10 protein-coding genes are annotated in these 12,724 nt (G+C 67.8%); 6 read left to right on the forward strand and 4 right to left on the reverse strand.

Annotation, left to right across the window (positions count from 1 at the left end):
* Positions 1-54 precede the first annotated feature (54 nt).
* On the forward strand, positions 55-960 hold the full coding sequence (locus tag ABD655_RS10680; RefSeq protein WP_344713844.1) for an aminoglycoside phosphotransferase family protein: 906 nt from the start codon (positions 55-57) through the stop codon (positions 958-960).
* Between the two features lie 9 nt (positions 961-969).
* Here the strand turns inward: ABD655_RS10680 and ABD655_RS10685 are convergent, their stop codons facing one another.
* Positions 970-1,692 (reverse strand): hypothetical protein, encoded by a 723-nt coding sequence (locus ABD655_RS10685; protein WP_344713846.1) that lies wholly within the window; start codon positions 1,690-1,692, stop codon positions 970-972.
* Positions 1,693-1,990: 298 nt separating this feature from the next.
* On the opposite strand from ABD655_RS10685, the gene ABD655_RS10690 reads away from it, so the two are divergent.
* Positions 1,991-3,517 carry a hypothetical protein gene (locus ABD655_RS10690; protein ID WP_344713847.1) on the forward strand — a complete coding sequence of 509 codons (1,527 nt, stop codon included), beginning with the start codon at positions 1,991-1,993 and terminating at the stop codon, positions 3,515-3,517.
* Positions 3,518-3,594: 77 nt separating this feature from the next.
* Here ABD655_RS10690 and ABD655_RS10695 read toward each other — a convergent pair whose 3' ends face one another.
* Complete coding sequence (locus ABD655_RS10695) at positions 3,595-4,320, reverse strand: hypothetical protein (protein ID WP_344713848.1); 726 nt, start codon at positions 4,318-4,320, stop codon at positions 3,595-3,597.
* A 217-nt stretch (positions 4,321-4,537) separates the two neighbouring features.
* Here ABD655_RS10695 and ABD655_RS10700 point away from each other — a divergent pair, with 217 nt between their 5' ends.
* The 3 genes from ABD655_RS10700 to ABD655_RS10710 all read left to right on the forward strand — a co-directional run bounded on the left by ABD655_RS10700 (position 4,538) and on the right by ABD655_RS10710 (position 7,457).
* Positions 4,538-6,022 (forward strand): aldehyde dehydrogenase family protein, encoded by a 1,485-nt coding sequence (locus ABD655_RS10700; RefSeq protein WP_344713850.1) that lies wholly within the window; start codon positions 4,538-4,540, stop codon positions 6,020-6,022.
* A 47-nt stretch (positions 6,023-6,069) separates the two neighbouring features.
* On the forward strand, positions 6,070-6,960 hold the full coding sequence (locus ABD655_RS10705; RefSeq protein ID WP_344715808.1) for a formylglycine-generating enzyme family protein: 891 nt from the start codon (positions 6,070-6,072) through the stop codon (positions 6,958-6,960).
* 113 nt (positions 6,961-7,073) lie between these two features.
* Positions 7,074-7,457 carry an SHOCT domain-containing protein gene (locus tag ABD655_RS10710; protein ID WP_344713852.1) on the forward strand — a complete coding sequence of 128 codons (384 nt, stop codon included), beginning with the start codon at positions 7,074-7,076 and terminating at the stop codon, positions 7,455-7,457.
* Positions 7,458-7,488: 31 nt separating this feature from the next.
* Here ABD655_RS10710 and ABD655_RS10715 read toward each other — a convergent pair whose 3' ends face one another.
* A complete protein-coding gene (locus tag ABD655_RS10715) occupies positions 7,489-9,729 on the reverse strand; it encodes a winged helix-turn-helix domain-containing protein (RefSeq protein WP_344713853.1) in 2,241 nt (746 codons plus the stop codon).
* Between the two features lie 49 nt (positions 9,730-9,778).
* On the reverse strand, positions 9,779-12,145 hold the full coding sequence (locus ABD655_RS10720) for an arylsulfatase (RefSeq protein ID WP_344713854.1): 2,367 nt from the start codon (positions 12,143-12,145) through the stop codon (positions 9,779-9,781).
* Between the two features lie 150 nt (positions 12,146-12,295).
* Between ABD655_RS10720 and ABD655_RS10725 the strand changes: the two genes are divergently transcribed.
* Positions 12,296-12,622, forward strand: coding sequence for a carboxymuconolactone decarboxylase family protein (locus ABD655_RS10725; RefSeq protein ID WP_344713855.1), 327 nt, complete (start codon positions 12,296-12,298; stop codon positions 12,620-12,622).
* The last annotated feature ends 102 nt before the right edge of the window (positions 12,623-12,724 follow it).

A 12,724-nucleotide genomic window follows, 5' to 3' on the forward strand; every position in this document is an offset into this window, starting at 1 on the left:
AAACCCACACATACACAAGACGTTCGGCGCAAAGGTCGTCGGTAGGGTCGAGGAATGCCTGACAAGCCGTCCGCCGAGCTGCTCATCTCGGAGGAGCTGGTGCGGGCGCTTGCCTCGAGTCAGGCGCGCGCTCTGGCCGACGCGGCGAACCTGCCCCTCTCCCACGCCGCGGACGGGTGGGACTGCTCGGTGTGGCGCCTGGGTGAGGACTTCGCGGTGCGACTGCCCCGGCGCGCACGATCCGCACCACTCGTGCTGCACGAGCAGGAGGTGCTCGGCCCGATCGCGGCACGTCTCGCGGGCACGGGCGTCGGTGTTCCTGCACCCTTGGTCCATGGTCGCCCTGAGTTCGCGTTCCCCTGGCCATGGTCGATCGTTCCCTGGTTCGACGGGTACGCGGGCCTCGGCATCCCCCGTCCCGAACGCGCGGGCTGGGCCGTGCCCCTCGCGTCCGCCCTGATCGCGCTGCACGTTCCCGCGCCTGCAGACCATCCGGTCAACCCGGTACGCGGCGTGCCCCTGGCGCATCGCGCGTCCGCGGTGGCCGCCCGCCTCGAGTCGCTGCGAGGGCGGGCACCCGCCGCGGCGCTGGTGCGCGCCTCGCTGCTGTGGGATGCCGCGCTGCACGCTCCCGCATGGGCCGACCGTCCCGTTTGGATCCACGGCGACCTCCACCCCGGGAACATCGTTGCGCGAGGCTCGGAGCTGGTGGCGATCATCGATTTCGGCGATGTCACCGCCGGGGACCCTGCCTACGACCTGGCGGTCGCCTGGCTCGCCTTCGACGCGATCGGCCGGGCGGCGTTCATCGCTGCCACGGGCGACCGCTACGACGGAGCGACGTGGACGCGCGCGCACGGATGGGCGGCCGCGTTCGCTCTCCTGCTGCTGGACCAGAGCGACGACAACCCCGAGTATGCGGCGCTGGCTGCCGACGCGATGCAGGAGATGTCGCTCTGAGCAGCGGAATCACGCCACTTCGTCGGCTTCGGCGATCCACACCTCCACCGCTGCACCGCGCAGGATGAAGCGCACGACGCTGAAATCCGGCAGTTCCAGGCCCTCGACCTCGAACATGCTCGGGTAGAGGGTCAGGTCTGCCGTCGGAGCGAGCTGCTCGGGCGCGCAGCCCGCGGCCATCCACTCGCCGCTCTCGGTCGTCACGAACACGCACGTCGAACCTGCATCGGTCTGGGCCGACCACACATTCAGATCATGGAACGGCGCGTACCGGACGGGTGATGTCGTGGCCGCACCGAACATATCGAGGTCGACGGTGGCACCGTCAAGGGGAATGGCGCGAAGGACCGCCTGAGGATGCGGCGGCACCGCACCGGGCAGTGCGAGCCCGAGGCCGATGCCGGCTGCGGCCGCTGCCGCGACGAGGGCCCACGTCGGGATTCTGCGCCTCCTGCGCGGCGGTGCGGCGGGCGCGCCGGTGGCGGGAGACGCCGCGGCCGGCGGGTCCTCGGCGCGCGGGTCGTGGTCGGCTGGAGGGTCGGCGTCGCGGGACGCGGCGACGGGAACGTCCGGGCTCGAGGAGGCGACGTCCGCACGGGCCAGATCCTCCAACTCGAGCAGTCGCGCGAGTGCTGCGGAGTCGTGATGGATGTCGGCATCCGGACCGTACGCCCGGGTCCGCAGCGCAGCGAGTTCTCCCCCGCGCTCGGATGACGTCGGCCCAGCATCCATGGTTTCATTATGGTCCGGCGCGACGGCGACCGGGCCCGTCTGCCCAGCGCTTGCCCTGCACCCATCTGTATACAAACGACAGATACTGAGTTTCACCCACCGTGAGACTTGGTCCCTTCCCCAGGACCGACACTGCTCTTGCCCGTTCGGCGCAGAACGCCTGTTAGATTCACACCGCTCTCTCGGCGATCCCCTCGCCGCACCAAAGACGGTGCGGCGCACTGCCTCTCACCACCCCGATCAGCAGCACGCCGCTGCTCACTTTCCTGCGCGTTCGCGCGACACTCTGGAGACCTCAATGACGAGAACTGACATCCACACGCACGGCCGCGGCATGCGCATCGCGGTCATCGTGCTCACCGTCCTGCTGGCCGCGATGGTCTTCTTGTACTTCGCGACGACGGCGAAGATCGCCGACGGGGCGCAGCAGCTCGCCTCGGGCGCCTCGGACGCCGATGACGGCTCGCAGGAAGTCGCCGCGGGTGCTCGGTCCCTGTCCGCCGGTGCGGGTGAGTTGTCCGCCGGCGCCGGCACACTCGACAGCGGCGCCGCCACCGCGGCGAGCGGTGCGAGCTCCCTCGCTGCGGGAGCGACCTCGGCCGCTTCCGGAGCCGCCTCGCTCTCCAGTGGTGCGACTTCGCTGTCGACGGGGGCCTGGTCCGCGGCGACGGGCGCAGAGCGCGTCAGTGCCGGCGCCTCCTCCGCAGCGAACGGCGCAGGCACGCTGTCGGCCGGCGCACAGAACGCGGCCGCCGGAGCCGGCACCCTCGCTCAGGGCGCGAGCGATGCCGCTGCCGGTGCCGTGGTGCTCGCCTCGAAGGCGCAGCTGCTGGCCGCCGGTGTGGTCGGGGCTGACACGTATGCCACCACGCTGCTGGGCAAGGCTCAGGGATTCAGCGACCTGCTGGCCGGGGGCGTCACGCCGACCGTGCAGCATCTTGCGGCAGCGGAGACCGATGCCGCGTTGACGGCGACCGCCGCCAACGCGCCGGTCAACGCGAAAAACCTCGCCGACGCGCTCTCGGCCATGGCTGACGGCGATCCGACGAACACCGGCCTGCAGAGTCTGAAGGCCCTCGCGCTGGATGTGCAGGCGCAGGTCGACGGCCTGGCGGCTCCGGCCGCCGCCGCGCCGAAGCTCGCCCAGGGTCTCATGCAGGCAGCGGGTGGCGCCGCGCAGGTGGCCGGAGGCGTGAACGGACTCGTCCACGGTGATGCGGCAGTCGGATGGCCGGGCACGGTCGCGATCGCGGATGCCGAGACCGGCGCTCCAGCCCTCGCCGCCGGCGCCGCATCGCTGAGTGCCGGGATCACCAGGGTGAACGAGGGAGCGGGTGCGCTCGCCACCGGCGTGCAATCGCTCTCCAGCGGCGCATCGTCGCTGTCTGCGGGTGCGCAGACCCTGGCCAGCGGCGCAGCGACGCTCAACTCGGGGACGCAGAGTCTCAGCTCCGGTGCCGTGACGCTCGAAGAGGGAGCGGCGAACCTCGCCGCAGGCACGTCGACGCTCTCGCAGGGTGCCGCGACGTTGGCTTCGGGCGTCACTCAGCTGTCCACCGGAGCCACAACGCTCGCGGACGGCTCGGATGCACTGGCCGATGGCTCCGGTGACCTCGCTGCCGGCGCCGCGACTCTCGCGGACGGCAACGGACAGATCGCCGACGGCTCGGACATGCTGGCGACCGGCGCGTCCGGCGCCGCGCCGATGATCCTGCCGTGGCTGCTCGGCATCTCGCTGGCGGGCATCATCGCGATCGGCTTCTGGATCGGTCATCGGGTGAGCCACCGCAGCCGGTTCGGTGCCCGCGCCACGGCGACGGCGTAGCTCGAGAACCGTCGAGGAGGCGGGGGCCGGAGCATCCGGCCGCCGCCTCCTCGACGACCGAGACTCCTGATGTGCGGTCACCGCGGTCGGCCCGCCGAATCCGGGGCCGCCACGATCTGGACGACGACGACGCCATTTCGCAGAACCAGCCGCAGCACACTGCCGGAAGGCGCGTCGCCTATGGCCTCGAAACCGGCCAGCCGCGACGCATCGCGGTATCGTACGAGGTCGATCATCGGCTCGCCGCTGCGTGGCGCGCAGTCGACCCGCCACCGCGGCGGCGTCGCAGAGGTCACGAACAAACACGTCGAGGTGGCCCCTCTGTGGGCGCTCCACACGTGAAATCCCCGGAACGAGTCATACAATCGGGCATCGCTCGGTGTGATACCCAGGTAGTCAAGGTCCCCCGTTCTGCTGAGCTGCGCCGCGGCGGTCCACGGGACATCGGCGCGAGGATAGAGAGTTTCATCCGTCGGCCCGGCGGTGAGCGTCCACACGACCGCACCGCACGCGATCGCCGCGGTAGCCGCGGAGATGACGGCTGCGCGGCGGTGGGTGGGACGAGCGGTACGGGTCGGGTCGGACGGAATGTGCTGGATGACCGGCTCGGCCGCGCGCACCGATGGCGCAGTTTCCCCGGTCATGGGCTGCGTGCCGTGACCGAGCTGTGCCTCCAGTTCGGCCAAGCGCGAGATCGCGTCCACGTCGCCGTGGATGTCGGCACCCGGACCGTACGCGCGCCGCCTCAGGTCTGCCAGTTCTGCTGCCTCGGCTCGGGAGTGCGGGCCTCTCGTCGCGCCCATGCACCTATTGTCCGCGCACGCAGCTGTCCCGGCGAGAGGTGCGACGTGGTGGTCGGCCGCGGACGTGACGAACGCGCGACGGCTTGTCACGTCGACTCGTTTCAGCGAGACTGACAAGACCCCGGATCGCTGTCCACGACACGAAAGACGCGCCGATCGACATCGGACGCTGCGCACGACCGGTAACTCCCGTGACGGCTCTCGAAGAGGAGACGAAATGACACAGACATCGGCAACGACCGCGCCGGAGATCCGCACGGATCTGATGATCGCCGGTCGCTGGCAGCAGGCATCGGGCGGCGCCCGCATGGAGGTCACGAACCCGGCGACCGGCGAGACGCTCGGCGAAGTGGCGTCGGCTTCGATCGCCGATGTGGATGCCGCGGTCCAAGCCGCGCGGGTCGCGTTCGATGACGGGCGCTGGTCGCGGATCTCGGGACGAGAGCGCTCGCGCGTCCTCTTGCGTGTCTCCGCGTTGATTCGCGAGCGTGCGGAAGAGCTCGCGCAGGCCGAGAGCATGGACGTCGGCAAACCGATCCTGTTCGCGCGGATGATCGACGTGCCGACGTCCGCTGATCAATTCGAGTACTTCGCGAGCCTCGCCCAGCATCTCGACGGATCCGTGCGGGAAACCCCCCTCCCCGCGTTCGCATTCACCCGTCGTGAACCGCGGGGGGTAGTCGCGGCGATCAGTCCCTTCAACTTCCCCCTGATCCTCTCCAGCTCCAAACTCGCCCCCGCTCTCGCCGCCGGCAACACCGTCGTGCACAAACCGGCGCCGCAGACGCCGTTGAGCGCCCTGGTGATGGCCCAGATCCTGCGCGACGCCGGCGTCCCCGATGGGGTCTACAACCTCGTTGTCGGACCCGGACCCGAGCTCGGCGACGCACTGGTGCGGCATCCGGACGTCGACATGGTCGCCTTCACCGGTTCCACGGCCGTCGGTCGGATCGTCGCGCGCACCGCGGGCGAGCATCTCAAGCCGATCGTGGCGGAGCTCGGCGGCAACGCGGCCAACATCGTCTTCGCCGATGCGGACGTGGACAAGGCGATCGGCGCCGTGATCAACGCATTCGTGTTCAACACGGGCCAATTCTGCATGGCGGGGCCGCGACTGCTCGTGGAGCGCCCCCTGTACGACACCGTCGTGGGCATTCTCGGGCAAGCCGTCGGCGGCGTGCCGCTCGGCCGTCCGAGCGATCCCGGCACCGTGATCGGGCCACTGGCCAGCCAGGCCCAGCTCGAGAAGGTCGAGGAGATGGTGAAGGATGCCGTTGCGTCGGGTGGTTCGATCATCACGGGCGGTCATCGCGTCGATCTGGACGGAGGCTTCTACTTCGCTCCCACCGTCATCGCCGGGCTCGGCAACGACGCGGTCGCCGTGCAGGAGGAGGTGTTCGGCCCGGTGCTGACCGTCCAGCCCTTCGACACCGAGGAGGAGGCGATCACCCTGGCCAACAGCACGGCGTACGGGCTGGCGGCAGGCGTCCAGACCGGCAACATCAGCCGCGCCCACCGAGTCGCGAACCGACTGGACGCCGGGATCATCTGGGTCAACGGCTGGGCGATGCTCGATCCCGCAGTCCCGTTCGGCGGTGTGAAGTCCTCGGGATGGGGTCGCGAGAGCGGGCCGGAGGCTCTGGAGTCGTTCACCAGGTCGAAGTCGGTGATCATCACGATCGACCCGGAGGTCGCCTCGTAGCCCGCGCGGCGTTTCCGTCAGGGGCTACCGTGGATCCCGTGAGCGAGATGGCGCTGATCCCCGAGGGCGTCTTGCGGATGGGCTCCGACGAGTTCTATCCCGATGAGCGTCCCGTGCACGAGCGCCCGGTCGCCGCGTTCTGGATGGAAACCTACGAGGTCACCAATGCCGACTTCGCCGTGTTCGTCGCTGACACCGGCTATGTCACGGTGGCCGAACGCGAGCTGGACCCGGCGGACTTCCCCGGCGCAGATCCGGTCGATCTCGTCCCCGGCGCGATGGTGTTCACCCCGACTGTCGATCGGGTCGACCTCGACGATTGGCGACAGTGGTGGCGGTGGCAGCGCGGCGCGTACTGGCGGGAGCCGTCCGGCCCCGGCTCGTCGATCGATGAACGAATGCGGCATCCGGTCGTCCATATCGCTTTCGAGGATGCCGTGTCCTACGCGGCGTGGGCAGGCAAACGCCTCCCCACCGAAGCCGAACACGAGTACGCGGCCCGGGGCGGTCTGGTCGGCGCGCGATTCGCGTGGGGCGATGACCCCTACCCCGGGGGGATCCCCCAAGCGAACTCGTGGCTCGGCCGATTCCCCTACGAAAACCTGGGGCGGGGCGGCACGGCCCCAGTGGGAGCGTATCCGCCCAACGGATACGGTCTCTATGACATGACCGGCAACGTGTGGGAGTGGACGACCGACTACTACTCCCCGCGGCATCTCCTCCCCTCCGACGGTCCGGTCGACGCCGGCGGACGGCCGATGCTCCTCGCCACGGCGAGCGCGGAGCCGGGCTTCGCTCAGCCGCGGCGAGTGCTGAAGGGCGGCTCGCACCTGTGCTCGCCCGACTACTGTCTGCGCTTCCGGCCCGCCGCGCGGTCGCCGCAGGCGGAGGACACCGGGATGTCTCATATCGGCTTCCGCTGTGCACACGACGGGTGAGCGGCGTGCACATCACGCGATCTGGGTGATGCCCCCGACGAGAGCTGCCCGATACGTTGTCGCCAACAAAGCGGGCGCAACCACGCATCCGCCCGACAGAAACGGCGACCATCGTGAGTATCTGGGACTTTTTAGTGTGGATGTTCTGGGTGTACGTCACCATTGCTTGCATCTGGATCTTCATCACCATCATCATCGACGTCTTCCGCGACCCGAGCCTCAATGGTGGAGGTAAGGCTCTCTGGGTCCTCTTCCTCGTGTTCCTACCCTTCCTGGCCGCGTTCATCTACCTCATCGCCCGGGGCAAGGGGATGGCGGAACGTCGCGTCGAGCAGGCACAAGCGGCGCGCGCTGAAACCGACAGCTACATCCGGGAGGTCGCCCAAACGTCCTCTCCGGGCGCCGAAATCGAATCCGCCAAGCGGCTGCTGGACTCGGGCGCCATCTCGCAGAGCGAGTTCGACACTCTCAAGACACGCGCCCTCGCCACAGCGTGATCGCCCTCGTCGGTTTGCCACCCGGACGCCGTCAGGCGCCGAGCAAACCGACGGCGACGGCGCGTTCCACCGCTTCACTGCGCGAAGAGGCCCCGAGCTTGCGATAGATGGATCCCACCTCCGTGCTCACGGTGTTGCGGGAGATGAACAACCGGGCACTGATTTCGGGCACGGTGAGATGCGTCTGCAGGTACGGCAGCAGCCTCAGTTCCGCAGGGGTAAGAGGAGTGACACTGAAGCTGGCGGTACCCGACGCGCTGAGCAACTCCTTCATGGCTCGCTGCTGATCGACGAACACGCCCATGTCCGGGCGGTGCATCAGCAGATCATCGATCTCCCTGACCAAGTGGCGTGCGGTCGAATTGTCGGCCATCAACAAGTAGGTCCCGGCGAGGCTCAGGCGGCTCTTCAGGGCGACCGTGGGCATCACGTACGTGCAGACGGGACGCGCCCGCATCGCCCGCGTGAGCTCCCGATCCGCCTGCTCCAGGTCGCCGCGGTGCAGAGCCATCCGGGCAGCGGCGGCGAACGTCAGCACCGCGGAGGCGTAGTCGTTGAGCCTGAAGTCCCGAATCGCGTCGAGAGCTCCGGCAAGCAAGTCCGCAGCCTCGCTCCAGCGACCCTGGTCCATGTGGATCAACGCGAGCTGGGTGTCGGTGCGGATGCGCACATCGTTGTTTCCGACCATGCCCGCACGCTCGGAAGCCTGCGCGAAGTAGTCGGCGGCCGCGGCGATGTCCCCCGCCGTGAGATAAGCCTCCGCAGCCATGCTCAGCGCGAAGTCGCGCCACACGCTCCAAGACGGTTCCGCGTCGAGCGCGAGACACGCATCCACCAGCATCTGCTCCGGTCCGTTCGCGCACATTGCCGCCTGCAGCATCGCACGACCGGACGCGAAGGAGGCGGTCCCATCGACAGGCGGCCCCTCGAAGGTCACCGTGTCCAGCAGGCCACGCCACCGCTCGGCCTCGAGCGGCTGCCCGGAGAGGACCGCGATCCACGCGGACAAGACTCCCAGCGGTGGACAGGACTCCACGACATCGTCGCCCAACGCCGTGAGCCAGCGTCGGATCGTGGCCAGTTCACCGGCCTGATACGTGATGAGTCCGAGCGAGCCGACCAAGCTCACGCACCGCTCGTGATCCGGTGACTGCAGCAGATGCTCGATCGCGTTGGCCGGCGAGCTGTTCGCCTCGTACCACCCCGCCGCGAGTTGGTGGAGCCGGGGAACGGCGGATGCTTCCTCCCGCTCCAACTCGTCCAAGAGGAACTCCCGGTACAACGCGTGATACCGGTACCACTTGCGCGTACGGTCTTCCGGGATCAAAAAGACATTCGAGCTCTCAAGGTCCCGCAGGCTGTTCGGGACGGGCGTATCCGCCATCAGGGCACTGCAGAGTTCGTCGCACATGTGATCGAGCACTGCGGTGCGGCGCAGGAACATCCGAGTGGTCTCTGGGAGCGCCGCGAAAGACTCGCCGTACAAGTAGTCGGCGACGTATCTGTCATTGCCGACGATGACCGCCGAGGCATCATGCGCATCGTGTGCGATCGTCGCTGCGAGATGCAGGCCCACAGGCCATCCTTCGGTGCGCGCCGTGACCGCGCTCGCCAGTTCCGGCGTGAGCTCGATGTTCGCCTGTCGGAAGATCTGCTGCGCGGCCGCGGCACCGAGGGCCAATTCCCGGACGCCGATCTCCAGCACATCACCCGCAGCGCGCAAGCCGGGAACATGAGGTTGGGCAACACGACTGGCGGCCACGACCTGGGAGCCCGGGGGCACCCCGCGCAGCACCACCCCCAGCACGTCACTCGCTGCCGGCCCCAGCACCTGCAGGTCGTCGAGGAAGAGCACGAACGACTGCGCCGATCCGCGCAGGGCGGCCGCAAGACGCGGCGCCGCGCGGCCGAGCGTGGCCAGTGAGTGAACGCGCATGTCGGCGATGAGATCCGAAGCTTCACCTGTCGCGCGCACGAAGGCCGCCGCCACAAGAGTGAGCAGGGCGACCGGGTCGTCGTCGAACCGATCAAGAGAAACCCAACCCGACGAACGTGGCTCGTCGGCCGCCCACTGCGCAAGGAGGTTGGTCTTGCCATACCCGGCCGGGGCGACCACCGCGACCACGCGACAGTCGCTGCCCGTCGCGTCGGCGATCAACGACCCACGACTGACGAAGCACGGGCGGGCGAGCGGAATCGACAGCTTGGCGTCGAGCAACCGCTCATCCAGCAGAAGCGGCGCCACCACTGAGACGGCGGGAGGCCCTGGCATAGCCGCATCCTACGACCGTGGAACGTGTCGCGCTATCGGCGGGTTCCCGCTATTGGCGAGCCATGGCGATACGCAGTCGTTCGTCAGGATCAATGAGGTGGTCATGACCGTCGTGGCCGGTGTCGATCTGGACCCAGTGGATCTTGCCGGTGAATCGGCTGCTCTCGGCGGTGTAGTCGTTGCTGACAGAGGTTCCGGATTCGTACCCGACGTCGGTGGTCTCGTCCGCGGAGAAGATCATCGCCTGCGTCGCTCCGACGCGGCCGGTGCCGACGGGGTTGCCGTCGTAGTAGAGAGTCACATCGCCGCCTTTGGCCAGACCGCCGCCGTCGTATGCGAACTCCATTCGCACCTGATGCGTGCCGGCTTCCAGGACCGAGTCGGCTTGTGTCGAGAAGAGATGGATGCCGAGGACGTTGTAGACGAACGTCGCCCTGCCCTCGGCGAAGTACAGGGTCCATCCTCCGAATCGGCCGCCTTGGGCGATGATCACTCCTGACAGTTCGCGCTCCGGGACGTCTACCTCTGCTGTCACGGAGAAGGACTTGTTCTTGATGCTGATCACGCTGTTCTCGGACAACCGGCCCATGCCCGGGAAGAGCGTCTGGGATGTCCCGTGAATCAGCGTCGGCCGCCCGGCGATCTCGGGATTGAGTCGGTCACCGGTGCGGTCGTCGATCGGGAGCACGTTGTACTTGACCGCTTCGATGAGCCACAAACGCTGGAGTTCGTGAAGCTTCTCGGGATGCTCGGCAGCAAGGTTGCGGCTTTGACTGAAGTCGGAGTGGCCGTCGTACAACTCCCACACGTCGTCGTCGAACGCGGCGAGGGTGCCGCCGACCAACTCCCATGGTGTGCGGTGCTTCGTGACGGCACTGGTTCCCTTGAAATAGATCCCCCGGTTTCCGAACATCTCGAAGTACTGCAGGTCGTGCCGTTCGGGGGTGTCGGCCTCGTCGAAGGTGTAGAGCATGCTGGTCCCCTCCATCGGGGACTGCTGCACACCATTGACGACGGTCGGTTCAGGTAGGCCCGCCGCTTCGAGGATCGTGGGGGCGACATCGATGACGTGCGTGAACTGGCTGCGCAGCCCGCCCCGCTCCTGGATCCCCTCCGGCCAGTGCACGATCGTGCCGTTACGGGTGCCGCCCCAGTGCGAGGCGACCTGCTTGGTCCACTGGAATGGGGCATTCATCGCCCACGCCCAGCCGACCGCATAATGGTTGTAAGACGACGGGGACCCGAGCTCGTCGATCTTCGACAGCATGAACTCGGGAGTCTCCAGCGCGGCCATTCCGTTGAAGTTCGCCATCTCGTTGAAGGCGCCATTGAGGGTGCCCTCCGCTGACGCCCCGTTGTCGCCGATGATGTAGTAGATCAGGGTGTTCTCGAGTTGGCCGAGATCCTCGATCGCATCGATCACCCGTCCGACGTGATGGTCGGTGTGCTCGAGGAAGCCCGCATACAGCTCCATCTCACGCTCCAGAACGGGTTTGAGCGCTTCAGGCATTTCCTCCCACGCCGGAATCTCGGCGTGACGCGGCGTGAGCTCCGTGTCTGCCGGGATCACACCGAGTTCCTTCTGCCTCGCGAAGGTGCGCTCCCTCTGGACGTCCCAGCCGTCGGCGAACCGGCCCTTGTACTTGTCCGCCCATTCCGCCGGGACGTGGTGCGGCGCATGCGTCGCACCCGGGGCGAAATAGACGAAGAACGGCTTGTCGGGCATGAGCGCCTTCTGCGTGCGGATCCAACCGACCGCATGGTCTGCGAGGTCTTCAGTGAGGTGGTACCCCTCGTCAGGGCTCGCCGGAGGCTCGACCGGCGTCGTGCCGTCATAGAGGGCGGGCTCCCACTGGTTGTTCTCGCCGCCGATGAAGCCGTAGAACGTTTCGAACCCGCCTCCCGCCGAGGGCCACGCGTCGAACGGTCCCATCGGCGAGGACTGCCACACCGGCACCTCGTGGCACTTGCCGAACTGCGCCGTCGAATAGCCGTTGAGCTTCAGCGTCATCGCCAGCGGTGCCTTTGTGTTCGGGCGCAGCGAGCTGTTTCCCGGCGCCGACGTGGCGGTCTCGGTGATGCTGCCCATCCCCACGGAGTGGTGATTGCGTCCACTGAGCATCGCTGCGCGCGTCGGCGCGCACAGTGCGGTCGTGTGGAAGCGGTTGTACCTCAAGCCGCCGGCGGCGAGCTTCTCGGCATTCGGTGTCGCGCACGGACCTCCGAACACGCTGGCTGCACCGAAGCCGGTGTCGTCGATCAGCACGATCAAGACATTGGGAGCGCCCTCGGGGGGCAACAGCGGTTGGATCGGAGCAAACGCTGTCTCGGCATCCTTCGCGTCGTACGTGGTCAGACCCGGCGCCGGACGGTCGGGAATCGGCAGCATCGTGCGGGCATGGCGATCAGCGTTCATGACAAGGCTCCTGGATTCTGGGTCGACGACAGCAAGGTAGCGCTCAGGGTGTCTCCGCCGCGTCACCTGATCTGTGTGATGCGGGTCGCTTCCGCAAGGACGTACCTTCACCTGAGGGGGGCGGGGAAACCACCGGTGAGAGGACCACCCATGGCGAACTACCACGAGCGCTTGCGCCGACTCGCTGTCAACGATCCGCACCAGCTCGAGGAGGAACTCGGCGCGGCGCGGGGCCCGGAGGTTCTGGATCGCAAGACGCTGGCGCTGACGAGACTCGCCTCCTTGATCGCCGTCGGGGGGGCGGAGTCCACCTTCGGCGAGTATGCCGACGCGGCACTGAGCGAGGGCGCAACCTGTGACGAGATGGTGGATGTGCTGATCGGAACCGGATCAGTCGTGGGGATTCCGCGCGTCGTCTCCGCTGCGTCCAGACTCGCGCTGGCACTCGGCTTGGACGTCGATGTCGATGTCGAGTAGGAATCGACCTCATCGTCGTCCCCGCGGAGCGACATCGACCAGCCTGGACCGATTCACCCAGAACGGATGATGCGGCCACCCCCGTGAGGCGAGGAACGTGGC

Source organism: Microbacterium terregens (genome assembly GCF_039534975.1).
Taxonomy (GTDB): domain Bacteria; phylum Actinomycetota; class Actinomycetes; order Actinomycetales; family Microbacteriaceae; genus Microbacterium; species Microbacterium terregens.